Below are 24,195 nucleotides of genomic sequence, written 5' to 3'. Positions count from 1 at the left end.
AGTATGCGCCATGGGAACGTGCTCGCGCTCACTGTCGGTGACTCGCACCTGGTCACCGCGCCGGACCGCAATCCATGATCTGTCGGGATGCGATGTGCCGTCGGCACGATTCGGTCACCGGCGTAGGCTCGCGGATATGACCGGAATGGACCGCCCGCGGCGGTTGCGCCGCACCCCGGCGTTACGCCGTCTCGTAGCCGAAATCTCCTTGCAGCCACGGCAATTGGTGTTGCCGATGTTCGTGGCCGACGGTCTGGACGAGCCGCGCGAGATCGCCTCGATGCCGGGTGTCGTACAGCATTCGATGGATTCGCTGCGCAAGGCGGCGGCCGAGGCGGTCGGCGCGGGCGTCGGCGGCCTGATGCTGTTCGGTGTGCCGCGCCCGCAGGACAAGGACGCCGAGGGCAGCCAGGCCATCGATCCGAACGGCATCCTGAACCGCGGCCTGCGCGCGCTCGCCGAGGAGGTCGGCGACGCGACGGTCGTCATGGCCGACACCTGCCTGGACGAATTCACCGACCACGGCCACTGCGGCGTGCTCGCGCCCGACGGTGCGGTGGACAATGACGCCACCCTGCGCGTCTACGTGGAAATGGCGCTGGCACAAGCGGATTCGGGTGCCGACCTGCTCGGCGCCAGCGGCATGATGGACGGTCAGGTCGGCGCGATCCGGGCCGGGCTGGACGCGGCGGGCCGCACCGATACCGGAATCCTGGCCTACACCGCGAAATACGCCTCGGCGTTCTACGGACCGTTCCGCGAGGCGGTCGGCTCGTCGCTGCAGGGGGACCGGCGCACCTACCAGCAGGATCCGGCGAATCGGCGGGAGGCCCTGCGCGAACTGGAACTGGACCTGGCCGAGGGCGCGGATATCGTGATGGTGAAGCCCGCCATGTCGTATCTCGACATCCTGCGCGACGTCGCCGACAACTCGAACGTTCCCGTTGCGGCATACCAGATTTCGGGCGAGTACTCGATGATCACCGCCGCCGCGCAGCGCGGCTGGATCGATCGGCGGGCCGCGGTGCTCGAATCGTTGCTCGGTATTCGCCGGGCCGGTGCGGATTTCGTGCTCACCTACTGGGCGACCGAGGCGGCGAACTGGTTGTCCTGAACCTGTCGCGCATGCGGCCTCCGGGTGAAGGCTCGGCGTCGTCCGAACGGATCGGGCACCGAATTTGTCCAGGACACGCCACCATGTATCGTGAGGGTTGTCACAGGGGACAGGTGTACCGGAAGTCGTTTGTTCGGCAGACGCTCCGGATGATCGGAGGCTTCGATGCGCGTGGTCATTCAACAGCCGCAGAGCATTCGGCGGGAGTTGGCCGTGCTGAGCCTGCTGGTCCTTTTCGGTCTCGTCACCATAGCGGTGCTGTTGCTGCCGAGTCTGACTCGCTGAGCCCTCGTTCGATGGATCGCCGCGTGCCGGTTCCCGGAAGTGCCGCGTGACCGAATCCGCCTCCGCCGTCCTGTTTTCCGAGCCGGGCGCCCGCTGGCGCGCGGTGGCCTATGGGCCGCTGCTATGCCTGGCCGTACTCCTGATGGAGGCGGCCACCGGCACCGATATCCACTGGTTCGCGCTGATCTTCTGCGCCGCGCTGATCGCCGGATTCGTCGCGCTGCAGGTGGTCGCCGGGCGCAGGCACGTCAGCGTGGAACTCACCGATACCGCGCTGCGCGATGGCACCGAGACGCTGTCGCTCGATACGATCGCCGAGGTGCTGCCCGAGCGCGACGAGCACGCCAAGAAGGATGCGGAATGGGAGTCGGCGCGGGCGCTCGGTGAGCTCACCGGGGTGCCGCGGCGGCGCAAGGGTATCGGGCTGCGACTCGCGGACGGTGGATTGGTGCAGGCGTGGGCGCGCGACCACCGTGGCCTGCGTGCCGCGCTGACCGAGGCGCTGGAGCGGAACGGAGTCGACCGGTGAGGAACTGGCTGCTGCTCGCGACGGACGTGGTCGTCGCGGTGCTGTGCCTCGTGGGCGCGGTGCTGAGCTGGCGCTGTGGCCTGCATACGACGGTGTTCGCGCGGTCGGGCGACACGCCCGGCTTCGAGGCGACCCGGTATGCCGCGCCGTGGCTGCTGCTGGCGGCGGTGCTCGTGACGGTCGGCGGCGTCGTCGCGATCGACGGTAGCGCCCGCGCGGTCCGGATTGTTCGCTCCGACGTAGCGGCCGATACGCGCATTTGATCGTTTTCGCGCCGGGTTCGCGGGAATATCGAACCCATGAAGTCCACAGCCCATGTACGGAAATATCTGATCGGGGTGGTGGCGGCCGGTCTACTCGGCGCGGCCTGTGCGGCTCCGGCCGCCGCGGATCCTGATGTCGGCCCGGCCCGCTCGCCGGTCGTCTACCTCGCACCGCCCGCACCGCTGCTGCATGTGCTGCCCGAACCGCTGGATTGCCTGTTCACCACCGGGTTCGCACTGTGGTGCGTCGGTATCACCGCGCAGAGCTGAGCGCGGCCGAAATTGCCACTTCATTCGCCCGGCGATCACGGGTAGCGTGCACGTGATCGCCGCGGCACCGCCGCTGCGATTTCCGGAATATCCGTGCGGCCGTGTGTATTTCGGCCGCGCGATGGTCAAGCGGCAAACGAAGGGTTTACCTGGTGAAGCGGTTGGTCGGTCAGTTGGGTGCGGCGGTCGCGGTGGCGGCCGTGATCGGAATGGGCGCGGGACCCGCCGCGGCGAATCCGGGATTGCCGCTGGAGCGGACCGCGGACGGCCAGGTGGTTCAGTCGGCGCGGCCGACCCTGGACTTCGTGCCCGAATCGGGTTCGGCGGGACCGTACAACCAGTTCATGTGCATGCTGCATTCGATGCTGCCTGCGGTGCCGTGCATGTACACGTAGCGGGTTACTGCCAGTTCTGGTAAACGTCCAGCACCCGTCCGTTGCGGGTGCCGGGCGCGTTCAGGTAGATGGTGACGGTGCCGTCGGGGTGGTCGGCCGCCTCCATGATGATCTGGCGCAGCGATGCGTGCACGCCGCCCTGATCGTCGCGGAAGATCTTGGTGTCGCCCTTGAGGCCGGCGCCGATTCGGTTGAGCGGCACCATCATCGTCACGATGGCGGGCAGCGGTCCGTCGGAAAGCCCCAGGGTTTCGCCGTGGCTCAACCTCAGCCCGACGCGATCCGGCTGACTCACCGGGTCGGCCGCGGCGGCGGCGCCCGCGCCGAAGCTGGCGGCTAGTGCGACGAAGGCCGCGCTGACAATGGCGATCCGCATGGTGTCCCTCCCGGCCGATGGTTTGCGTACGGACCGGAACCTTACGCATTGGCAAACCATCAGCGATCAATATTCCGCCCAAATCGGGTTCGGCGTGTTGCGGTCTGGGTCACCTCCACTACACCCTGTCGTCGACTCGATCCCGGCGAGCTGACAGACTGGTTCGCGTGAGTTCTTCTCCGCGCGCGACCAGGGCATCGGTACCGGTTTCCGCTCAGCTCTTCGAACGGGCTTGTTCGGTTATTCCCGGCGGCGTCAACTCCCCGGTTCGGGCATTCAAATCCGTCGGCGGCACACCGCGATTCATTGCCGCCGCGAACGGCTACACCCTGGTGGACGCCGATGGCAACGAATACGTGGACCTGGTGTGCTCCTGGGGTCCGATGATTCTCGGCCACGCGCACCCGGCCGTCGTCGAGGCCGTGCAGCGCGCCGCCGCGGGCGGGCTGTCCTTCGGCGCGCCGACCGAGGCCGAAATCGAACTGGCCGAGCTCATCGCCGAGCGGGTGGCGCCGGTGGACCGGGTGCGGCTGGTCAACTCCGGCACCGAGGCCACCATGAGCGCGGTCCGGCTGGCCCGCGGATTCACCGGGCGCGCCAAGGTCATCAAATTCGCCGGCTGCTATCACGGGCATGTCGACGCGCTGCTCGCCGACGCGGGTTCGGGCGTCGCGACCCTCGGCCTACCCACCTCGCCCGGTGTCACCGGCGCACAGGCGGCCGACACCATCGTGCTGCCGTACAACGACCTCGACGCCGTCGCCGCCGCGTTCGCCGCGCATCCGGGCGCGATCGCCTGCGTGATCACCGAGGCGGCCGCGGGCAATATGGGCACGGTGGCGCCGCTGCCCGGATTCAACGCGGGCCTGCGCGAGCTGACCGCCGCCAACGGCGCGCTGCTCATCATGGACGAGGTGATGACCGGCTTCCGGGTCGGCCGCGCCGGTTGGTTCGGGCGCGACGGGGTCGCGGGCGATCTGTACACCTTCGGCAAGGTGATGAGCGGCGGTCTGCCCGCCGCAGCGTTCGGCGGCCGCGCCGAGATCATGAACCATCTGGCCCCGCTCGGGCCGGTCTATCAGGCGGGCACCCTCTCCGGTAATCCGGTCGCGGTGGCCGCGGGTCTGGCGACGCTGCGCGCCGCAGACGACGCGGTGTACGCGGCGCTCGACCGCAACGCCGAGCGGCTCGGCGGCCTGTTCCACGAGGCGCTCTCGGCCGCGGGGGTCGAGCATCAGGTGCAGTTCGCGGGCAATATGGTGAGCGTGTCCTTCGCCGACCGCCCGGTCACCGACTACGCATCCGCCAAGGCCAGCCAGACCTGGCGCTATCCGGATTTCTTCCACGCACTGCTCGACGGCGGTGTCTACGCGCCGCCGAGCGCGTTCGAGACCTGGTTCGTCTCCGCGGCACTCGACGAGGACGCGTTCGACCGAATCGCCGCCGCTCTGCCCGCGGCCGCACACGCGGCCGCGGCCGCCACCCCCGAAGGAATCGCGTGAGTTCCGAGCACGAACTTTCCCGATCCGAGCATGAACTAGCGCTCGGATCCGATAACGCCCCGCAGCCGGAATCCGAACCCGTCGAGACGATCGTGCACGTGCTCCGGCACGGCGAGGTGCACAACCCGAAAGGCATTCTCTACGGCCGTCTTCCGGGCTTCAGCCTGTCGGTGACCGGCCGCGCGCAGGCCGCGGCGGTGGCCCGCGCGCTCGCCGACCACGACATCGCCCTGGTGATCGCCTCGCCGCTGCAGCGCGCGCAGGAGACCGCCGAACCGATCGCCGCAGAGCACAAACTGCTGGTGCGCACCGACGAGAATCTGATCGAGGCCGGAAACACCTTCGAGGGCCTGCGGGTTTCGGTCGGCGACGGCGCGCTGCGCAAGCCCAGGCACTGGTGGAAGCTGCGCGATCCGTTCACTCCGTCCTGGGGCGAGCCGTATCTGCAGATCGCGCACCGCATGCTGGCCGCGGTGAACAAGGCGCGGGTGGAGGCGGCCGGGCGCGAGGCGGTGCTCGTCTCACATCAGCTGCCGGTGTGGACGCTGCGCCGATTCCTGCAGGGGCAGCGGCTATGGCACGATCCGCGCAGCAGGCAGTGCTCCCTCGCATCGTTGACTTCCCTTGTCTACCAAGGGGATACGCTGGTCGACATCGTATATTCGGAGCCGGCGGGCGGTTCGGATCCCGCGGTGCACGGCGCATGAGAGCCGCCACCGTGTCCCGGTCGGCCCGGCGGTTCGCGCCGGTTCTGCTCGCGTGCGTGGCGCTGGTCGCCGCGCTCGCGGGCTGCTCCGGCAAAGACGCGGTGGCCACCGGCGGCGGCACCTTCCAATTCGTTTCGCCGGGCGGGAAAACCGAGATCTTCTACGATCCGCCGTCCTCGCGCGGCACCATCGGCAAGTTGGCCGGGCCCGATCTGATGACGGCGGGCAAAACCACCTCCGTCGACGACTTTCCCGGCCAGGTCGTGGTTTTGAACCTGTGGGGCCAGTGGTGCGGGCCGTGCCGCGGCGAGGCGCCCGCGCTGGAGAAGGTCTACTCGGAGAACAAAGACCGGGGAGTTGCCTTCCTGGGCATCAACATTCGCGATCCCGAGCAGGACAAGGCGCAGGACTTCGTGGTCAGCAACAAGATCGGCTATCCGTCGATCTACGACCCGTCGATGCGCACCCTGCTCGCACTGGGCGGTAACTTCCCGACCAGCGTCATCCCGACCACGCTCGTACTGGATCGGCAGCATCGGGTGGCCGCGGTCTTCCTGAAGACGCTGCTGCCGCAGGATCTCGATCCGGTGGTGCGGCGGCTGGCCGACGAGGGTCCGGCATGAGCGTGACAGTACTTGCGGGCGTTGGGGATTCGTTCCAGCAGACGGCGGCCACCGGTCCGCTGCTGCTGGCCGTCGGCGCCTGCCTGCTCGCGGGGCTGGTGTCGTTCGCCTCGCCGTGCGTGGTGCCGCTGGTGCCCGGATATCTGTCGTATCTGGCCGGGCTGGTCGGCGCGGAGTCGCCGCCCGTCACCGTTGCCGAGGCGAAAAGTACTGTGGCGGTTCGTAATACGCAGCGGTCCGGGCGGCTGCGGGTGGCGGGCGCCGCCGGACTGTTCGTCGCGGGCTTCACCGTGGTGTTCGTCCTCGCCACCGCGACGGTCTTCGGCGTCATCCAGACGTTGAACGTGAATCGTGAACTGCTGCAACGCATCGGCGGTGTGGTCACCATCCTGATGGGACTGGTGTTCATCGGCCTGATCCCGGCGCTGCAGCGCGACACCAGGATGGAACCGCGCAGGCTCACCAGCATCGCGGGCGCGCCGCTGCTCGGCGCGGTGTTCGCACTCGGCTGGACGCCGTGCCTCGGGCCGACACTGTCCGGTGTGATGGCGGTGTCCGCGGGCACCCAGGGCACCACCGCCGTGCGCGGCGTCGCGCTGATCGTCGCCTACTGCCTCGGCCTCGGGCTGCCGTTCGTGATCCTGGCCTTCGGCTCGGCCAGCGCGCTGCGCGGGGTCGGCTGGCTGCGGCGCAACTCCAGGATCATCCAGATCATCGGCGGCCTGCTGCTGGTCGCGGTCGGCGTCGCGCTGGTGACCGGCGCCTGGGATCAGTTCGTGGCCTGGATCCGTGATGCGTTCGTCTCCGAGGTGACCCTGCCGATATGACCGTGCTGGACCGAACCGACATCCGACCGACACCCCTCGGCAATCGCTGCCGGGCCGGGCCTGGGCGCTGGTGCGCAACACCTGGCGCGGGCTCACCAGCATGCGGACCGCGCTGGTGCTGCTGTTCCTGCTCGCGCTCGCCGCCATCCCCGGCGCCCTGCTGCCGCAGCGCAGCCTCAACGCGCAGAAGGTGGCGCAGTACCTGGCCGACCGGCCGACCCTCGGCCCGTGGATGGACCGGTTCCAGCTGTTCGACGTCTTCGGCAGCTTCTGGTTCACGGCAATCTATGTGCTGCTTTTCATTTCGCTCGTCGGCTGCGTCGTGCCGCGCGTCTACGACCATTACCGGGCGTTGCGCACACCGCCGGTTCGGGCCCCGCGCAACCTTTCTCGGCTGCCGCACCATTTCGCCACCTCGGCCGAGCGATCGCCGGACGAGGTTATCGGCAACGCGCGCAAGCAATTACGCGGTTGGCGCGTCGAGGTGCGGCCGGGCGAGCGGGACGGTGAGGTCACCCTCTCGGCCGAGAAGGGTTATCTGCGCGAATTCGGCAACCTGGTCTTCCATCTGTCGCTGGTCGGGCTGTTGGTCGCCTTCGCCGCCGGCAAGCTGTTCGGATACGAGGGCAATGTCATCGTCATCGCGGACAACGGCCCCGGCTTCTGCACCACCTCGCCCGCGGTATTCGACTCCTTCCGGGCGGGCAATGTCAACGACGGCACCGGCATGACCCCGATCTGCGTGCGGGTCAAGGATTTCAAGGCCGACTATCTGAAGAACGGTCAGGCCGAGATGTTCACCTCGAACATCTCCTACCAGGCCGGCGGCGATCTGCGGACCAACACCTGGCGCGACACCACCATCCAGGTGAACCACCCGCTGCGCGTCGGCGGCGACCGAATCTACTTGCAGGGCCACGGTTTCGCGCCGACCTTCACGGTGACCTTCCCGAACGGCCAGACCCGCACCGAGACCGTGCAGTGGCGGCCGGATAACGCGAGCACCTTCCTGTCCAGCGGTGTGCTGCGCATCGACCCGCCCGGCGGCATGTACGCCGGCGACGAGGAGCGGCGCAAGAACCAGATCGCCATCGAGGGTCTGTTCGCGCCGACCGCGCTGATGCAGGGCACCCTGCTGAGCTCCGCGTATCCGAGGATGGACGATCCGGCGGTCGCGGTCGACATCTACCGCGGCGACACCGGTTTGGACACCGGTAGGCCGCAGTCGATCTTCGCGCTGGATCCGGAATTGGAGCGTCAGCACCGCTTGACGAAGGAGGCGCGGGTCAACCTGCGCCCCGGTGAGTCGACCACGCTGTCCAACGGCACCAAGGTGAGCTTCGACGGCGCGAAGGAATTCGTGAATCTCCAGGTCTCGCACGATCCGGCGCAGAACTGGGTGCTGGTCACCGCGATAACGCTGCTGGGTGGACTGCTGGTTTCGCTGGTCGTCAAGCGGCGGCGGATCTGGCTGCGCGCCTATCCAGCCGCCGACGAAGCGAGTACCGTCGATCAACGACGCACTGTAGTAGATATGGGCGGGCTGGCCAGAAGTGATCAGGCCGGTTGGGGCGGCGAATTCGACCGCCTGCGCGCCCGGCTGCTCGACGATGCCCCGCCGACCGCGGCGAAAACCACGGGAGAATGACCATGCCGATCGACGAAACCCTGGCCCGCTACAGCGATTTCGCGTTCAAAACCGCGATCGTCGTCTACGCGCTCGTGCTGGTGCTGCTGATTGTGCAGTACGCGTCGGCGCAGACAAAGCGGGTGCTCGAACGGGAACTGGTCGGCTCCGGCGGGCCCGCGCCGGATCCGGCGGTGCCGGGGCGGGTCGAAACACCAGAGGGCACACCGCTTTCCGAGCGGTACGGCAATGTGGGCTTCTCCGTGCTGCACGTCGCGGTGGTGCTGCATATCGCGGCAATCGTGTTGCGCGGCTTCGCAACCCACCGCTTCCCGCTCGGCAACATGTACGAATTCGTCACCATGGCGACCGGCGCGGCAATGGTGATGGGCCTGATCTTCCTGCGCGAGCAGCGATTCCGGTCGATGTTCGTCTTCCTGCTCGTCCCGGTGCTGATCCTGATGTTCCTGGCCGGAACCGTGCTCTACGCCGACGCCGCGCCCGTGGTGCCCGCGCTCAAGTCGTACTGGCTGCCGCTGCACGTCACCATCGTCAGCGTCGGCAGCGGCATCTTCATGTTCTCCAGCGTCTGCAGCATGCTGTTCCTGTACCGGGTGCGCCAGTCCGACGGCCACGAATCCTCGAATGCGTTCGGCGCCATCGCCCGTCGCCTCCCCGACGCGCAAACCCTCGACCGCCTCGCCTACAAAACCACCATTATCGGCTTCCCCCTCTTCAGCGCCGGCATTGTCCTCGGCGCCGTCTGGGCCGAGGCCGCCTGGGGCCGCTTCTGGGGCTGGGACCCCAAGGAAACCTGCTCCTTCATCGCCTGGGTCCTCTACGCCGCCTACCTCCACGCCCGCGCCACCTCCGGCTGGCGCGACACCAAAGCCGCCTGGATCAACGCCGCCGGCTTCGTCGCCATGCTGTTCAACCTGTTCATCATCAACATCGTGGTGAGCGGGTTGCACTCGTACGCCGGGCTCAACTGAGCGGGGGACCCCTCCAGGCCCGTCGGACTCGGCTGCGTACGGCATACACTGTGATCATGCGCGCCAGTCGCGAGGAACTTCTCCGGTTGGCCGAGGCTGTGCCCGACGATCAGGTACCGGCCGCGTTGCTGCGTCAGCTGGTCCGGAAATCCGGCCGGCGTACTTTTCCACAGCGACGGCATCGTGTCCGCCGAACCTGACCTGGGTGAGCGGGCTAAGGAGATCGTTCGAGAAGAACTGGATCGGGGCACGATCTAGTGATCCGATCGCAAGCATTTCTCCGTTGTCCGGTCCAAGGTCGGCCAGCTGTTGCTGGTTCCGTAGCGATCTACCGCGTCTGCGGTGTTTAGACGCTCACGTGCCCGCGCGCCCGTCGAATTGCCCCCGCGCCAATGGGTTTGGTCTCAGTGGCTAACGATCATTATTGAGATCCCCAGGTCTGGAGACGGCGGATCGCTTTATGGCCGCAGGCTTGCTGTGCGGCCTGGGTCATTTCGAATCCGTCATCCCAGATGCGCCAGCCGTAGTTCGGTTCCATCAATTCTCAAACACCCCGGATGACAATCCTTGGGACGCAGCGGTGCTGGGTACGTGGGGGAGTGGGCGTTGAGACATCGCTCGCGTTGTCGGCCAGGCCTTTTCGGGCCGATTACTTGTCGATCGTGAGTCGCGGGTTGGCGTGTAGCGCCTGCCATGCCTTGTCCCACGGCAGGATTGGGATCTCGTCGGATCCTGGCTCGCGGGTGTCGTCGCCGAGAACCGTTACGCCCCAGTCGGAGAGGCTGCGCATGGCGTTCTGGATTGCCGGGAAGCTCAGGTGTGCCGGGCTGGAGAATGGGACGGCGACAACCGGCAGGGCCAGGCCGACCGCTTCGACCAGCAGACCCAGCGGCAGGGTGTCCGAGATGCCTGCGGCCCACTTGGCCAAGGAGTTGCAGGTGATCGGGGCGGCGATCATCGCGTCGGCAGGTGGAAGCACGTCCGGCGTGCCCGGATCCTTGTACTGGGTGCGCACCGGGTGCCCGGTCTGGGCGGTGAGCGCGTCGGCGTCGATGAACCGTCGCCCGTCGGGTGAGGCGATCACGCAGACGTCCCAGCCGTCGTCCTGGGCGAGGTCGACGAGTTTGCCGACGTCGCGGGCGGCGGGCGAACCGGTGACGATGGCGTAGAGGACCGGGCTTCCCTGATCGTTCATTGCCCCATGGTGGCAGCTGGAGTCGTGGATGTGCGTTCATCACGATTCGTGATCACTGCATACACGGAGTGGTCATTGTTCGGCGGCTCGAATCGGAGTGAACTGTGTACAGCGGAGTTCGAGCGACTGAGAATCGAAAACCGCTGGAGTGCAAGAGTTTTCACTGAGGAGGAAGATCATGCCCATCGTTACCGTGCAGCAGGGGCCGCGCACCATCGAGCTCAAGCGGGAGCTGGTTCGCAAGATCACGGACGCGTTCGTCGAGGCGCTGGAGATTCCGGCCGAGGCCGTGCAGGTGTGGATTCACGAAACCCCGGCCGACAGCTGGGGTGTCGGTGGGGTGTTGACCGCCGACAAGTAGGGGATAGGGCCCGCGTTCGCGGTGGGCGCGGGCCCCCTATTGGGTGAACTCAGGCGATATCGCAGGCGACATACACCGCCCACGCGACATAGCCGATGTTGACGATGAGTGCCGCGGCGGCTCCGAGCGGGCGGTGCGTGATTCGCTCGGCGGCGGGATTCCAGCGGCGAAGGATGTCCAGCCACGTAACCAGGAATCCCGAAATCATCACGGCGGCAAGCCAACCGCCGACCACACGGGTACCGGGCAGAAATAGCAGCACCCCGATACCGACCTCGGCCAATCCGGTGACCGCGACTACGGCGTTCGGGGTGGGCAACCATGGTGGCACCAGCGATCGGAAGTACCGCGTCGCGGCGAAGTGGCTGATTCCGGTGCAGGCCAAGTAGGTTCCGAGCAGGAGGGCAGCGACTGTGGACATGTACGGATGATCACGACCAGCACCGACTGGCGTATTGAACGAAACGATCGTGTGCTCCGCTTCGCCACGGGTAACGGCATCGATGCCTATGGCGAGACGCGCGCGATGGCCGTCGGCCTGCACTGTCATCCCGTTCGGAAGCTGGTGCTCCCGATCTCCGGAACGGTGGTGCTGGATGGCGCCCACCTGCCCGGCGTGGTGGTGCCGCCCCAGCTGATCCATTCCTGCGCAACGACATCCGGGTTCGTCACGCTTCTCGTCGAACCATGGCGCCTGTCTCCGGTGACCGGAGTGGTCCCGCTGGACGGCGGCACGGTTCGTCGTCTACTCGACGCGCTCGGCGACGAATGGGATTTCGCCGCAGCGTATTCCGAGCTGTCGGGCATATTCGGTGCGGGCCCGGCGCTTGATCCGCGGCTCGGGCACGTGCTCCGATCTTGCGGTCATACCGGAGGATTCGAGCACCTCGCCCGGGAGATCGGACTATCGGCGCCGCGTCTGCGCGCGCTGGTCCGCTCGGCAATCGGAGTGCCGCTCAGCCGTATCCGCCAATGGCAGCGCCTGCGCGTTGCGGTCGGCGAGCTGGCGCACCGCCCGCTCGCCGAATCCGCCGCCTTGGCCGGATTCGCGGATCAGTCCCACCTGACGCGAACCGCGCAGCGCCTGCTCGGCCGTACTCCGGGATCGCTCGGGCCCGGGTGACCAGCGCGAAGCAGTGGCCACCCGGTCAATGCTCAGTAACTGGATTCGGACTTGTACCCCAAGCTTTCCGAGGACGCGCTCGACATCGTTCCGGACGCCGAAGACGATGAACTCGACGAGGTCGATCCCGCACCGTGACCCTGCCCCCACGGGGTGAAGTAGTAGCGGATGTCCAGACCTGCGCGGACCTCGATACCGCTGATTCCGGAGATGCCGAGTTCGTGCCCGCCGTCGATGACCATGAAGACGGCGGCATTCGCATTGGCCGCGCCGAGCAGTGCGTAGTAATCGTCGGACCCTTGGTGTCTCAGACCGAGTGCCACCCCGAGGCCGGTCGGATTCAGCGTCTCCATATACCGGTAGAAATCCATTTCGGCATTGGCCTCGGCCGACTGCACCTGCATGAATCGCAGCGGCGGCAGCGGCCCGGTTCCGGTGTGCGCCACTCGTAACTCCCTGCACGGCAAATCGTTTCGATTCTCGAGAACCGTCGGCAAAATAAACGGACCGGTATCGGGGACCGGTCCGTCAAGGGGCATTTACGTATTCGGTTGTCACATCGGGTAATTGGTGCGGACGCACGACATCGCCCGGTGTGTGGAACGATCGCTCAGCGGTCGCTGGAACCGTCGCCGTCGCGATGCTGGCGCGAAATGCGCCAGAGGAATTCGGGGTCGTCATCGGGCCCCATGACGCGCTTGCGCCTGGGTGAACGCGTGTGTGGGACGGTCGGTCCGGCCGCCTTGTCAGGGCCGAACGCCTTCCAGCACAACACCGCGACGGTTACCACCGCGATGAGTGCCAACAGGTACGTCACGTCGCTCACCTCCTGCTATCGAGGGTAGCCGCGTGAGTGGGGTACGCACACCGCAGACACGAAATCTGTGGTGATTCCACTCCACGGCGCACCTGTCCCTCGCAGGTACGCCACATCGGCGCGGGCCCCGGCACGACGGGCCCGCGCCGATGTGGCGTCAGCGCGCGGTTGCCTCCGTGGTCAGCGACTTGAGCAGTTGCAGGACTTCGGATTCGCGGAACCGACGGTGTCCGCCCGGCGTGCGCAGTGACCCGAGGCGCCCGGCATGGGCCCAACGGGTGACGGTCTTGGGATCGACGTGGAACAGGGCAGCCACTTGGCCGGGTGTCAGCAGAGTGTCCTGGCCGCCGACGGTGATCGCAGTCATAGCAAACCTCTCCGTTCTCGACAGTTCCCTCATCAGTGGCGTCATCGTTGCACTGAGACCCCCAGGTACTCGAACTACCTACAGTTGGTAAAGGGGAAGTAATAGACAAAACGGATACGCGTTCGACCTCGACCGGCGGAGCCGAGCGAGGCGGAGCAACAGCTTCGCATAGGCTGGTCGGCGTGAGTGACGCAACTCCACCGCAAGGTGCTCCCGAACGGCAACCCGCTGGTGCGGGCAGGCGGTTGGCCCGCAATCTCGCGCTCTACACCCTGGCCAGGCTGGTGCTGGTCGCCGTCATCACCGCGGTGATCGTGCTGGTGGCCAAGCTGGTGAAGGTTGATATCCCGGTGATCGTCGCGATTCTGTTCGCGCTGGTCATCGCGCTGCCGCTATCGCTGACGCTGTTCAAACGGCTGCGCGCGCGGGTGAACGAGGACATCGCGCTGGTGGACGAGAAGCGCCGCCACGACAAGGCCCAGTTGCGAGCCCGGCTGCGCGGCGAATCCGGCGACCAGGACGCGCAGGCATGAGGTCATGTGACCGCAGCACACCGCGCGACTGGGTGGATAACGCGGTCCGGCTGATCGATGCCGATACCCAGCGCAGCGCCGACACCCACCTGCTCAGGTATCCGCTGCCGCGCGAGTGGGATGTGCAGCTCTACCTCAAGGACGAATCGACCCACATCACCGGCAGCCTCAAACATCGGCTCGCGCGTTCGCTGTTCCTTTACGCGATCTGTAACGGATGGGTCACCGAGAACACCACCGTCGTCGAGGCGTCGTCGGGATCCACCGCGGTGAGCGAGGCGTATTTCGCCAAACTGCTCGGCCTGGATTTCATCGCGGTGATGCCGGCCAGCACCTCGCCGCAGAAGATCGCGCTCATCGAAGCGCAGGGCGGCCGTTGCCATTTCGTCGAGCGGCCACCGGATATGTACACCGAGGCGGCGCGGTTGGCCCGCGAGTGCGGCGGCCACTACATGGATCAATTCAGCAACGCCGAGCGGGCCACCGACTGGCGCGGCAACAACAACATCGCCGAATCCATTTTCCAGCAAATGGTTTTGGAATCCCATCCGGTGCCGGAGTGGATCGTGGTCGGCGCGGGCACCGGCGGCACCAGCGCGACCATCGGGCGCTATATCCGATACCGCAGGCACGCAACGAAATTGGCGGTGGTCGATCCGGAGAACTCGGCGTTCTACGGCGGTTACGAGACCGGCGACGCCGACTATCAGACCGGAATGCCTTCGCGCATCGAGGGAATCGGCCGTCCGCGGGTCGAGCCGTCGTTCGTCGGTCAGGTGGTGGACCGGATGATCGAGGTGCCCGATGCCGCCTCCATCGCGACCATGCGGCACGCGAGCAAGGCGATCGGCCGCCGCGTCGGCGGCTCCACCGGCACCAACCTGTGGGGCGTATTCGCGCTCATCGCCGAGATGATCGCCGACCGATGCAGCGGTAGCGTGGTGACGCTGCTGTGCGACGGCGGAGATCGTTATGCGGGAACGTATTACGACGATGCGTGGATCCAGTCGCAGGGGCTGGATCTGGCGGAGCCCGCGGCGGTGCTGGAGAAGTTCTTCGCCACCGGCACCTGGTCGGGTTAGTCGGCTGCGACGCCGAATCTCGTTCCAGCAGCGCCCATTCGACGGCCGAGCGGCCCCGTCTTCCGGAGATCCGGAGGGCGGGGCCGCTTGCTGTTTCGGGGTCGCCCCCGACTTCGTCGTCAATTTTTGTTGACACCGCGCGAGTGTCAATTTAAATTGACGATATGACTGAGGCAACCACACTGGCGGCCGCCGCAGGCAGCCCCGACCCCAGGGTCGGGCTGCGCGCGGTGCTGGCACTGCGTCGGCTGCTCGAACGTCTCGAAGCGATCCAGGTGGACAATGCCCGCGCACAGGGCTGGTCCTGGCAGGCGATCGCGGAGGCGTTGGAGGTCAGCAAGCAGGCGGTTCACCAGAAATACAACCGGAGAGGCAGGGGCCGCTGATGTTCGAACGATTCACCAGGTCGGCGAAGACCGCGATCGTCCTCGCGCAGGAAGACGCCAGAGAGCTGCGCGCCCCGCGGATCGAGGTGGAGCACGTGTTGCTCGGCCTGCTCTCGCAGGGCGAACCCGAACTCAAGCAATTGCTCGCCGAGGCCGGGCTCACCCACGAGAGCGTGGTGGAGCGGCTTCGGCAGGCGGGCAACGGGATTCCGCTCGGCGCGGAGGATGCCGAGGCGCTGCGCTCGATCGGCATCGACCTCGACGCGGTGCGGGAGAGCTTGGAGGCCACCTTCGGCGCCGACGCGCTCGACCGCCCGCTGCCGAGGGAGGAGCGGCCCGGCCCGTTCGGGCGCGGGCGCGACAGGATGAACTTCGGCCACATCCCGTTCTCCCGCGATGCCAAGAAGGTGGTCGAGCTGGCCTTGCGCGAGGCGCTGAACAGGAAGGACCGCGCCATCGAGTCCGGGCATGTGCTGCTCGGCATCCTGCGCGCGCCCAACGAAACCGTCAGCGGCCTGCTCGGCGGCGCCGAGGGCATCAGCGCGCTGCGCACCAAGGTGCACGCGCTGCTGGACGCGGCGGCCTGAGACCGGCGAAACGGACGACTCGATGTATGCGCGACCGTCGCCGCCACGCCGGTTACGGACAGCGCACACCGGCCCGGCGGCTTTAGCATGGCCGCATGACGCTAGTGATTCGGTTGATCATCAACGCGGTCGCCATCTGGCTCGCGGCCGCGTGGGTCGACAAGATCGACATCCTCAGCCCGCCGGACAAGGGCACCGGGGTGAAAGTCCTTGTCGTCCTTGGCATCGCCCTGGTGTTCACTATTGTGAACGCCCTGGTCAAGCCGATCGTCAAACTGCTGTCGCTGCCGCTGGTGGTGGTGACCCTCGGCCTGTTCCTGCTGGTGATCAACGCGCTGATGCTGCTGCTCACCGCCAAGATCACCGAGGCGGCCAGCAGCGATTACGGTCTGCGGGTCACCGGGTTCTGGACCGCGGTGGTCGGCGCGATCATCATTTCGCTGGTCAACTGGGTGCTCGGCATCCTGGTCCCGGACGAGGACTAGCCGAGCACTCGGCGCGATCAGCTGCCGAAGCCCAGTCAGCTGCCCAAGCCCAGCGCAAGCGCCGTGACGAGCGCCCAGGCCAGCATCGCCAAGCCCGTATCCTTCAGCGCGGGAATCAGTTTCGGCCCGCCCTGACCCGTGCGGACCGGGGCGCTGGCGCGCAGCACCAGCGGCGCCGCCACCAGTCCGGCCAACACCCACGGGGTCTTGGCGATCAGCGCCAGCGTGATCACGAACGGCACGATCACCAGCGTCATGTACAGCGTGCGGGTGCGGGAATCGCCGATCTTGACCGCGACCGTGGTCTTTCCGGATTGGCTGTCGGTCGGGATATCGCGCAGGTTGTTCGCGACGAGCACCGCGCAGGAGAAACTGCCGACGCCGACCGCCATCCCCAGCCCCACCCACGAAAGATGTTCGGCCTGAACGTATTCGGTGCCGAGCACGGCGACGAGTCCGAAGAATACGAAGACGCCGACCTCACCGAAACCGCGGTAGCCGTACGGTTTGCTGCCGCCGGTGTAGAACCAGGCGCCCGCCATGCAGGCCGCGCCGACGAGCACCAGCCACCAGGCCGTCGTCGCCGCGAGGATCAGGCCGAGCACGGCCGCGACGGCCATACTGGCGAATGCGGCATTGCGCACATGCGCCGGCTCGGCCAACTTCTGCCCGACCAGCCGCACCGGCCCGACCCGCACCTCATCGGTGCCCCGGATGCCGTCCGAGTAATCGTTGGCGAAATTGACCGCGACGATCAGTGCGAGCGAAACGAACAGCGCGAGAACGGCTTTCGGCCAGTTCACGGCGTCGTACGCGGCGGCGGCCCCGGTTCCGGCGATGACGGGCGCTATCGCGTTCGGGAGGGTGCGGGGCCGGGCGCCCTCGAGCCATTGCGCTGCTGTAGCCATGATCGCAGCGTAGTTCGTTCAGTTCTCGGCGGCCCTCCCGAGCCGGGCAAGTCCTTTCTCGAAGTCCCTGCCCACCATCCGGTCCATCGGGAACACCCGCGACAGCAGGCCCATCAGGCCCCGCTGTTTGCCGCGCATCCGCCACACCACTTCGGTGCCGGACTCGACCGGATTCAGCTCGAAGGTCACGTCGTTGGTGGCCTGCCACGGCTTCTCGAACTCGAGCCGGATACCGATCTCGCGGTCGGTGCTGGTGAGTATTTCCATATTGCCGCTGCCCACCTTGCGGTTCCCGCTCCAGGAATACCGGGCGCCGACGCCGGATTCGGCGCCGGAATAGGTGCGCCGCAGCTGCGGATCGATGTCCTCCCACGGCGACCACGCGGGCCATTCGTGGAAGTTGTCGATCAATTCGTGCACGCGCGACGGCTCGGCCGAGATGACGGCCTGCCGGACCACTTCGAACTCAGCCATGCGGAAAAGCGTAGGTTCCCTGCGCCGGAAAAGGGGGAGGAAAACCATGAAGACCCATTCCAGCCTGCTCGCTTACGATGTCCGTGGGATGTTTCCGGACCAGGGCGGCCAGGTGGGCCGCGGACAAGCGTTGATCGAGTCCACAGGTGAGTCGCTCGTGGTGGCCCTGCTGGGCGAAATCGCGCTACGCCGCGACGGTGCGCTCGCCGCACTACCCGGCGCCCGCTCGCGCCTGCTGCTCGCGGCGCTGGCGCTGCGGCCGGGCCGCAGCCGCAGCGCGCAGGCGCTCATCGACGACGTATGGGGCGAGCAGCCGCCGCGCGCGCCGATGAACGCGCTGCACACCCAAGTGTCGCGGCTGCGCGCCGCATTGCCCGACGGTGCGCTGGAGATCGGTCCCGCCGGTTACCGGCTGGCGTTATGCGCCGAACAGGTGGATCTGGCGGCCGTCGACGAACTGGTCGGCGCGGCGCGGCGCTGCCGCACGGCCGGTGATGTGCCCGGCTGCCTGGCCGCGGTCGCGCGGGCCCGCGCGCTGTGGCGCGGCGAACCGGGCGCGGATCTGCCCGACGGACCGGTCGCCGACGAACTGCGCACGATGGCCGCCGCCCGCCTCGGCGAATTGGACGATATCGAGCTGGCGACGCGCGAATCCACCGGCGACCTGGCCGGTGCGCTGCGCATCGCCCGCGCCAGGACCGCCGCCAACCCACTGGACGAGCCCGCACAGTCCGATCTGATGCGGCTGCTCGCGACGGCGGGGCGGGCGAACGAGGCGCTGGAATCCTTCGCCGCGTTCCGGGCCCGGCTGGCCGATGAGCTCGGCGCGGATCCGGGACGTGCGCTGGTGGAATTGAATACGGCAATCCTGCGCGGAGAACCGTTGTGGCACAGCGCATCAGCGCCGGGTCCCGTTGTCGAGCGGGATGGCATTTCCGCCGAGGCGAACCGCCGAGATACCGCGGCTTCCGCGGGGATTCGGACGCCCTCCGACGGCCTGACCTACGCCCCAGTCGAATTCGCCTTGGGCGCAACCCGAATGCCGGAACCACCCACGGCATCCGTGGTGCCCGCCCCGATCGGGCTGCGGGCCGCGCCGAACGCTCTGCTCGGCCGCGAAGCCGACCTCGCCGAGCTCGAGCGATTGCTGTCCGGCTCCCGGGTCACCACCGTGCTCGGCCCCGGCGGCACCGGAAAGACCCGTGTGGCAAACGAATTGGGTGCGCGCGTCGCATCCCGGCAGTCCGTCGTGCTGGTCGAGCTCGCCTCGGTGCGGGCCGAGGACATCGACGAGGCTCGGCTGGAGATCGAGGCCGCGATCGGTGCCCCCTTCGGCCTCGGCGAGCGCTACCTCGACGGCACGGCCGCGCTGCGCGGTGGGCGCGCGCCGGATGTGCGGCAGCGGCTACGCGAGGCGCTGGGTGCCAGGCCGATTCTGCTCATCCTGGACAACTGCGAACACCTGATCGATGCGGTGGCCATCGTGGTGGCCGAACTCGTCGGCGCGTGCGATCGGCTCACCGTGCTCACCACCAGCCGCGCGCCGCTGATGATCACCGCGGAGGCGGTATATCCGTTGCCGCCCTTGACCGTTGACGCGGCTGGTTCACCGGCCACCGATCTATTCATCGCACGGGCGCGGGCGGTGCGACCGGGTATCCGGCTCGACCCGCAGGAGATCGCCTGGCTCTGCCACACCCTGGACGGCCTGCCGTTGGCCATCGAATTGGCCGCGGCGCGGGCGCGAACCATGAGCGTGCAGGAGATCAGCGCGCGGCTGCGCGACCGATTCGCCCTGCTGCGCAACACCGATCGCAGTTCGCCCGAGCGGCATCGCACGCTGCACGCGGTGATCGACTGGAGCTGGAATCTGCTCGACGAGCCGCAGCAGATCGCGCTGCGCCGATTGTGCCGGTTCCCGGCGGGTTTCACGCTTGCCGCAGCGGAAGCCGTTGCGGGCGGGCCGGATCTACCCGATGTGGCGAGCGCGATCGACGGCCTGGTCAACCAGTCGCTGCTGACCGTGCTCGACGTCGGCTTCGGCACCAGGTGCCGGATGCTGGAGACGGTGCGCGAATACGGCGAGGAACAGCTCGCGGCGCTGCCCGGCGAGGCGGATCTGGTGACGTCCCGGATCGTATCGTGGGCCCGCGATTTCACCAACGATGCGGCGCTGCGCCTGAAAACGCCCGAACAGGTCGCCGTGGTTTCGGAGGTCTCCGTCGACCTCGACAATCTGCTCGCGGCAATGCGATACGCGGTCGAGCGGCGCGATGCCAACTCGGTGTACACCATCTTTCCGGTGCTCGCCATCCTGTGGGTATCGCGCGGTCTGCACGACGAGGTGCTGTCCTGGCAGGCCCGGGTCCTCGATCTGGAACCGGTTGCGGGCCAACCCGATTCGCCATCCGGAGATCTGCACCTGTGCGCGTACGCCGCGCTGTTCATGCACCTGGCTCATTTGGGCGACAATTTCCGGGCGCTGGCACGTCTGCGAGTGCGGGTGCGTCGATTGCTGCGTACCAGTACGGATCTCGGCCCGCTCTCGATCCTGTTCGCCCGGGTCATGACCGCTCGCTCCGACGCCAAGGGCCTGTTCCGGCTCATCGCCGAGGCCACCCGCGATGACGACTTCGAAGTCCGTTCGGCGGCCTTGATCATGCGCGCCAATATTCGCGAAAATCTCGGCGATATTTGGGGTTCGAAGCTCGACGCCGAGCGGGCGCTGCGGTTCATTCAGCCCGGCGATCTGTTCGCCCGGTCTGCGGTGTCCCGGCATCTCGGCGGGGTTTACGCGCAGACGGGCCAGTACGCGCAGTCGGTCGATCATTATCTGGAAGCCATCGATGACCTGCGGCAATTGGGTGCGCACTCGGAGGCCACCGAGACCCGGGCCATGCTGGCCGCGGCGATGGTCGGGGCCGGTGCGCTGACCGAGGCGCGCCAGCAACTGGTCATCGCGCTCGGCAGCGCCGATCCGGACGGTCTGGTGGACGGCGGCGGCTGGACCAACGCCAACCCGCTACTGGCCACCGTGGTGGTCGGTCTTGCCGAACTCAGCCTCGCCGAGGGCGATATCGAATTCGGCCTGCGCAGGTTCGACCGGGCGTTGGAGATCTTCGGCTGGCCGGACCAGGCGCTGGCGCCCGGCCCCGGCGGCATCATGATCGGGGCCGCCGCGCTCGGCGCTCGGGTGCTGCACGGCCGGGCGGTCGCGACGGATTCGTTGATGGACAGCCTGATCGCGCACTCGAGGGTGGCGCTGTCCCAGTTACAGGATCTGCCGCAGGTCGGTTGCGCGGCGACCGTGATCGGCTCGCACTGCGTTGTGACGGGGCGGGATATCGACCGTGGTCTGGAACTGCTCGCCCTGGTGCCGAATGTGTATGCCCGCCAGGATTTTCCATCGTTGTTGATGGCATCGCACATCGAGGCGGCCAGGGCGGCGCTCGGCGCCGAGCGGGTCGATTCGGTCCGCGCCGAGCACGCGCACCTGCGCAGGCACGATTCCGCCAGGCGAATTATGCGGCTGTTCGCGGAGCTCGTCGCGGATCGTTGACAGCCGCGCGGTCGCAATTTAACTTTGAAGGCAAAGCTAAATTGCGATCGAGTCACGGCTCGGGACAGTGGGTTTCGCGATGACCATCCTCGTCACCGGCGCGCGCGGCAATATCGGCGCGCGCCTGGTCGCCACCCTCGCGGCGGCCGGGCACGATGTTCGCGCCTCCGCACGCGATCTGGCGGGTCTGCCGCCCGGCGTGCCCGCCGTCGAACTCGATACCACCGCGCCGCACAACGCCGCCGCCGCACTGCGCGACGTCTCGGCCGTATTCCTGTACACCGCCCGCGCCGATACCGCGGAATTCCTGCGCGCCGCAAAGGAATTCGGTGTAGGACACATCGTCCTGCTATCGTCGCCCGCCGCGTTCGAGGCGGGTGAATTCGATAAACGAATCGGTCTGCTGCACCGCGCCGCCGAGGCGGCTGTGGTGAAATCCGGTCTGTCGCACACGATTCTGTATCCGAGCTGGCTGGCCACCAACGCCCGCCGGGATTGGGGCGCGCAAATTCGTGAGACGGGTCGCGTCGCGATGGCTTACCCGGACGCCAGAGTTTCGCCCATCCATATCGACGATATCGCCGAGGTCGCCGCGAATCTTCTGGTGCGCGAAGACAATCGGGCGCGCATGCTGATGCTGACCGGACCCGAATCGCTGCGCCTGCGCGATCTGGTCGACACCCTGGGAGATGTTCTGGGCCAAGAGATTCCGGTCGACGAGTTGACCAGGGAACAGGCGCTGGCTCGGGCGACGCTGCCCGCGCCGGTACTCGAGATCCTGCTCGACACCTCGGCCAGATCGGTGGGCGTCCCCGCCGCGCTCACCAATACCGTTGAACGCGTCACCGGCCACCCCGCCCGCCCCTTCCGGGACTGGGCACTGGCGCATCACGCCGATTTCGCCGCATGACGAAACGCCGGACAGCTCGTGGCTGTCCGGCGTTGTCCGGCAAGGGTTTACGCCCGCCGCATGTAGGCGGCGACGGCCAGCGGTGCGAAGATCGCGATGACGGCCACCGAGGTGAGCAGCGACCAACCCAGATCCGCGCCGTAGGTGCCGTCGTTCATCAGCTGACGGCAGGCGTTGACCATGTAGTAGATCGGGTTCACCTTGTTCAGCCCCTGCAGCCAGCCCGGCATGGTGGCGACGGTGGAGAACACGCCGGACATGAAGGTCAGCGGGAACATGATCATCATCGAAATGCCTTGTACGCCGGACGCGCTCTTACCGGTGACGCCGACAAGCGCCCAGATCCAGCTCACGGCGAACGAGCAGAAGATGATGGCCAGCCCGGCCACCGCGACGCCGAAGAACCCGCCCTCCGGCCGGTAGCCGAGGCACAGGCCGACGACGATCGTCAGCACGGATGCGAGCAGATAGCGCACGACGTCCGCCAGCAGCGCACCCGCCAGCGGCGAAATGCGGGCGATGGGAAGGGATTTGAACCGGTCGAATACCCCCTTGTCCATATCCTCGCGCAATTGGGTGCCGGTGACGACGGAGGTCATGATCACCGTTTGCACGAAGATGCCGGGGATCAGTGTCGGCAGATAATCGTGCACATTGCCCGAGATAGCACCGCCGAAGATGTAGGCGAACAGCACCGTGAACAGGATCGGCTGGACGGTGACGTCGAACAGCTGTTCCGGATTGTGTTTGATCTTCAGCAGCCCGCGGTAGGCCATGGTGAACGAGGTTTGTACGGTCTGCCGCAAGGAGATCCGGTTACTCGCGGCCGGAATCTCGCGCGCGGCATGGCGCGCCGGACTGGGTGCGGTGATGGTGGTCATGCCGCGCTCCTTTCGGATTCGTCTTCGGCTGGATGGCCGGTGATGGTGAGGAAGACCTCGTCGAGGCTCGGCTTGGTCACCGTGATCTCATCGATCGGAATCTCCCACTCGCGCAAGCGAATCAGCAGATCGGCGGTGACATCCGCATCGGGCAGCGGCGCGGTCAGCCTGCCGGCCTCTGGGGTGATCGTCGCGGCGGCGCCGAGGAATTCACCGACCACGCGGCGGGCCTGGGGCAGCTGCGCTCGGTCGGCCAAGGTGAGGTGCAGCGAGGAGCCGCCCACCGAGGCCTTGAGCTCATCGGCCGTGCCATCGGCGATCACCCTGCCGTGGTCGATCACCGCGATGCGGTCGGCCAATTGGTCGGCCTCGTCCAGGTACTGCGTGGTGAGCAGCACCGTCGCGCCCTCGCGGACCAGCCTGCGGATGGTCTCCCACATCTGCGCGCGGGTGCGCGGGTCCAGCCCGGTGGTCGGTTCGTCGAGGAACAGCAGCGGCGGGGCCGCGATCAGGCTGGCCGCCAGATCGAGTCGCCTGCGCATACCGCCGGAGAAGTTCTTCAGCGGCTTGTTCGCCGCCTCGACGAGATCGAATTCCTCGAGCAGTTCGGCCGCCTTGCGCCGGGCGGCGCCGCGGCTCAACCCGAGCAGGCGGGAGAACAGGATCAGGTTCTCGGTGGCCGACAGGTCCTCGTCCACCGAGGCGTACTGCCCGGTGACGCCGACCAGCGACCGTACGGCCGTCGGTTCGGCGACCACGTCGTGGCCGAAGATGCGGGCGCTGCCGCCATCCGGTCGCAGCAGGGTGGCCAGCATCTTGATGGTGGTGGTCTTGCCCGCGCCGTTCGGTCCGAGCACGCCGTACACCGCGCCCTGCGGTACCGCCAGGCTCACTCCGTCCACGGCACGCTGTTCCCCGAACACCTTGACCAGCCGGTCCGCCTCGACGGCGAGCGCTGAAGTTGGTGCGTAAGAAGTCATGAGCCAACTGTGCGGTCCGCGTCTTGCACGGTCCTTG

At 67.3% G+C, this 24,195-nt stretch carries 30 protein-coding genes; 20 read left to right on the top strand and 10 right to left on the bottom strand.

Annotation, left to right across the window (positions count from 1 at the left end; translation table 11 throughout):
- Positions 1-136: 136 nt before the first annotated feature.
- From hemB to F5544_RS41575, 5 genes are all read left to right on the top strand, one after another.
- Positions 137-1,114, top strand: coding sequence for a porphobilinogen synthase (hemB, locus tag F5544_RS41595; RefSeq protein ID WP_167478210.1), 978 nt, complete (start codon positions 137-139; stop codon positions 1,112-1,114).
- Between the two features lie 331 nt (positions 1,115-1,445).
- On the top strand, positions 1,446-1,928 hold the full coding sequence (locus F5544_RS41590) for a hypothetical protein (RefSeq protein ID WP_167478209.1): 483 nt from the start codon (positions 1,446-1,448) through the stop codon (positions 1,926-1,928).
- Entirely contained in the window at positions 1,925-2,191 is a 267-nt protein-coding gene (locus tag F5544_RS41585; RefSeq protein WP_167478208.1) for a hypothetical protein, read from the top strand. Before F5544_RS41590 ends, F5544_RS41585 begins: the two co-directional genes overlap by 4 nt.
- A 36-nt stretch (positions 2,192-2,227) precedes the next feature.
- Positions 2,228-2,461, top strand: coding sequence for a hypothetical protein (locus F5544_RS41580; protein ID WP_167478207.1), 234 nt, complete (start codon positions 2,228-2,230; stop codon positions 2,459-2,461).
- 152 nt (positions 2,462-2,613) lie between these two features.
- The gene (locus F5544_RS41575; protein WP_167478206.1) at positions 2,614-2,856 is read left to right on the top strand and encodes a hypothetical protein; all 243 of its coding nucleotides are present in this window, start codon (positions 2,614-2,616) and stop codon (positions 2,854-2,856) included.
- A 4-nt stretch (positions 2,857-2,860) separates the two neighbouring features.
- On the opposite strand, the gene F5544_RS41570 is transcribed toward F5544_RS41575, so the two are convergent.
- A complete protein-coding gene (locus F5544_RS41570; protein ID WP_167478205.1) occupies positions 2,861-3,232 on the bottom strand; it encodes a hypothetical protein in 372 nt (123 codons plus the stop codon).
- A 167-nt stretch (positions 3,233-3,399) separates the two neighbouring features.
- Between F5544_RS41570 and hemL the strand changes: the two genes are divergently transcribed.
- From hemL to ccsB, 6 genes are all read left to right on the top strand, one after another.
- Positions 3,400-4,734, top strand: a complete 1,335-nt coding sequence (gene hemL / locus F5544_RS41565) for a glutamate-1-semialdehyde 2,1-aminomutase (protein ID WP_167478204.1) — start codon at positions 3,400-3,402, stop codon at positions 4,732-4,734.
- A gap of 89 nt (positions 4,735-4,823) precedes the next feature.
- Positions 4,824-5,441 (top strand): histidine phosphatase family protein, encoded by a 618-nt coding sequence (locus tag F5544_RS41560; protein WP_167479861.1) that lies wholly within the window; start codon positions 4,824-4,826, stop codon positions 5,439-5,441.
- Entirely contained in the window at positions 5,438-6,064 is a 627-nt protein-coding gene (locus F5544_RS41555; protein WP_167478203.1) for a TlpA disulfide reductase family protein, read from the top strand. The genes F5544_RS41560 and F5544_RS41555 overlap by 4 nt, the downstream gene beginning before the upstream one ends.
- Complete coding sequence (locus tag F5544_RS41550; RefSeq protein ID WP_167478202.1) at positions 6,061-6,891, top strand: cytochrome c biogenesis CcdA family protein; 831 nt, start codon at positions 6,061-6,063, stop codon at positions 6,889-6,891. Before F5544_RS41555 ends, F5544_RS41550 begins: the two co-directional genes overlap by 4 nt.
- A 46-nt stretch (positions 6,892-6,937) precedes the next feature.
- Entirely contained in the window at positions 6,938-8,539 is a 1,602-nt protein-coding gene (gene resB, locus F5544_RS41545) for a cytochrome c biogenesis protein ResB (RefSeq protein WP_167479860.1), read from the top strand.
- A 2-nt stretch (positions 8,540-8,541) separates the two neighbouring features.
- Entirely contained in the window at positions 8,542-9,510 is a 969-nt protein-coding gene (gene ccsB, locus F5544_RS41540; RefSeq protein WP_167478201.1) for a c-type cytochrome biogenesis protein CcsB, read from the top strand.
- A gap of 649 nt (positions 9,511-10,159) precedes the next feature.
- On the opposite strand, the gene F5544_RS41535 is transcribed toward ccsB, so the two are convergent.
- Complete coding sequence (locus tag F5544_RS41535; RefSeq protein ID WP_167478200.1) at positions 10,160-10,705, bottom strand: flavoprotein; 546 nt, start codon at positions 10,703-10,705, stop codon at positions 10,160-10,162.
- Positions 10,706-10,883: 178 nt separating this feature from the next.
- Here F5544_RS41535 and dmpI point away from each other — a divergent pair, with 178 nt between their 5' ends.
- Positions 10,884-11,066: a 4-oxalocrotonate tautomerase DmpI gene (gene dmpI / locus F5544_RS41530; protein WP_167478199.1), complete on the top strand. Its 183-nt coding sequence runs from the start codon at positions 10,884-10,886 to the stop codon at positions 11,064-11,066.
- 49 nt (positions 11,067-11,115) lie between these two features.
- Here the strand turns inward: dmpI and F5544_RS41525 are convergent, their stop codons facing one another.
- Complete coding sequence (locus tag F5544_RS41525; protein ID WP_167478198.1) at positions 11,116-11,487, bottom strand: DoxX family protein; 372 nt, start codon at positions 11,485-11,487, stop codon at positions 11,116-11,118.
- A gap of 6 nt (positions 11,488-11,493) precedes the next feature.
- On the opposite strand from F5544_RS41525, the gene F5544_RS41520 reads away from it, so the two are divergent.
- On the top strand, positions 11,494-12,189 hold the full coding sequence (locus tag F5544_RS41520) for a helix-turn-helix domain-containing protein (protein WP_238846933.1): 696 nt from the start codon (positions 11,494-11,496) through the stop codon (positions 12,187-12,189).
- A 32-nt stretch (positions 12,190-12,221) separates the two neighbouring features.
- Here the strand turns inward: F5544_RS41520 and F5544_RS41515 are convergent, their stop codons facing one another.
- The 3 genes from F5544_RS41515 to F5544_RS41505 form a co-directional block, all read right to left on the bottom strand.
- Positions 12,222-12,635 (bottom strand): hypothetical protein, encoded by a 414-nt coding sequence (locus F5544_RS41515; protein WP_167478197.1) that lies wholly within the window; start codon positions 12,633-12,635, stop codon positions 12,222-12,224.
- A 164-nt stretch (positions 12,636-12,799) separates the two neighbouring features.
- A complete protein-coding gene (locus F5544_RS41510; RefSeq protein ID WP_167478196.1) occupies positions 12,800-13,006 on the bottom strand; it encodes a hypothetical protein in 207 nt (68 codons plus the stop codon).
- A gap of 157 nt (positions 13,007-13,163) precedes the next feature.
- Positions 13,164-13,373: a BldC family transcriptional regulator gene (locus F5544_RS41505; RefSeq protein WP_040783886.1), complete on the bottom strand. Its 210-nt coding sequence runs from the start codon at positions 13,371-13,373 to the stop codon at positions 13,164-13,166.
- Between the two features lie 182 nt (positions 13,374-13,555).
- Between F5544_RS41505 and F5544_RS41500 the strand changes: the two genes are divergently transcribed.
- From F5544_RS41500 to F5544_RS41480, 5 genes are all read left to right on the top strand, one after another.
- Positions 13,556-13,906 (top strand): DUF4229 domain-containing protein, encoded by a 351-nt coding sequence (locus F5544_RS41500; RefSeq protein WP_167478195.1) that lies wholly within the window; start codon positions 13,556-13,558, stop codon positions 13,904-13,906.
- Positions 13,903-14,988, top strand: coding sequence for a PLP-dependent cysteine synthase family protein (locus tag F5544_RS41495; RefSeq protein WP_167478194.1), 1,086 nt, complete (start codon positions 13,903-13,905; stop codon positions 14,986-14,988). The genes F5544_RS41500 and F5544_RS41495 overlap by 4 nt, the downstream gene beginning before the upstream one ends.
- 164 nt (positions 14,989-15,152) lie before the next feature.
- Positions 15,153-15,374, top strand: coding sequence for a helix-turn-helix domain-containing protein (locus F5544_RS41490; RefSeq protein WP_167478193.1), 222 nt, complete (start codon positions 15,153-15,155; stop codon positions 15,372-15,374).
- Entirely contained in the window at positions 15,374-15,961 is a 588-nt protein-coding gene (locus F5544_RS41485; RefSeq protein WP_167478192.1) for a Clp protease N-terminal domain-containing protein, read from the top strand. Before F5544_RS41490 ends, F5544_RS41485 begins: the two co-directional genes overlap by 1 nt.
- 95 nt (positions 15,962-16,056) lie before the next feature.
- Positions 16,057-16,446, top strand: a complete 390-nt coding sequence (locus F5544_RS41480) for a phage holin family protein (RefSeq protein ID WP_167478191.1) — start codon at positions 16,057-16,059, stop codon at positions 16,444-16,446.
- 35 nt (positions 16,447-16,481) lie between these two features.
- On the opposite strand, the gene F5544_RS41475 is transcribed toward F5544_RS41480, so the two are convergent.
- Together F5544_RS41475 and F5544_RS41470 are read right to left on the bottom strand one after the other, a co-directional pair.
- Positions 16,482-17,354, bottom strand: coding sequence for a 1,4-dihydroxy-2-naphthoate polyprenyltransferase (locus F5544_RS41475; RefSeq protein ID WP_167478190.1), 873 nt, complete (start codon positions 17,352-17,354; stop codon positions 16,482-16,484).
- Positions 17,355-17,372: 18 nt separating this feature from the next.
- Positions 17,373-17,828, bottom strand: a complete 456-nt coding sequence (locus F5544_RS41470) for an SRPBCC family protein (RefSeq protein ID WP_167478189.1) — start codon at positions 17,826-17,828, stop codon at positions 17,373-17,375.
- 46 nt (positions 17,829-17,874) lie between these two features.
- Between F5544_RS41470 and F5544_RS41465 the strand changes: the two genes are divergently transcribed.
- Positions 17,875-21,387, top strand: coding sequence for an AfsR/SARP family transcriptional regulator (locus F5544_RS41465; protein ID WP_238846932.1), 3,513 nt, complete (start codon positions 17,875-17,877; stop codon positions 21,385-21,387).
- A 79-nt stretch (positions 21,388-21,466) separates the two neighbouring features.
- Positions 21,467-22,297 (top strand): NAD(P)H-binding protein, encoded by an 831-nt coding sequence (locus F5544_RS41460; RefSeq protein WP_167478188.1) that lies wholly within the window; start codon positions 21,467-21,469, stop codon positions 22,295-22,297.
- A 47-nt stretch (positions 22,298-22,344) separates the two neighbouring features.
- Here the strand turns inward: F5544_RS41460 and F5544_RS41455 are convergent, their stop codons facing one another.
- Both F5544_RS41455 and F5544_RS41450 read right to left on the bottom strand, forming a co-directional pair.
- Positions 22,345-23,178 (bottom strand): ABC transporter permease, encoded by an 834-nt coding sequence (locus F5544_RS41455; RefSeq protein WP_167478187.1) that lies wholly within the window; start codon positions 23,176-23,178, stop codon positions 22,345-22,347.
- Positions 23,175-24,158 (bottom strand): ATP-binding cassette domain-containing protein, encoded by a 984-nt coding sequence (locus F5544_RS41450; RefSeq protein ID WP_167478186.1) that lies wholly within the window; start codon positions 24,156-24,158, stop codon positions 23,175-23,177. The genes F5544_RS41455 and F5544_RS41450 overlap by 4 nt, the downstream gene beginning before the upstream one ends.
- Between the last annotated feature and the right edge of the window lie 37 nt (positions 24,159-24,195).

Origin of the sequence: Nocardia arthritidis, from assembly GCF_011801145.1 — a bacterium.
Classification (GTDB): Bacteria; Actinomycetota; Actinomycetes; order Mycobacteriales; family Mycobacteriaceae; genus Nocardia; species Nocardia arthritidis_A.
The sequence above is the reverse complement of the archived record's forward strand: the minus strand, read 5'-3'. Positions and strand labels throughout refer to the sequence as shown.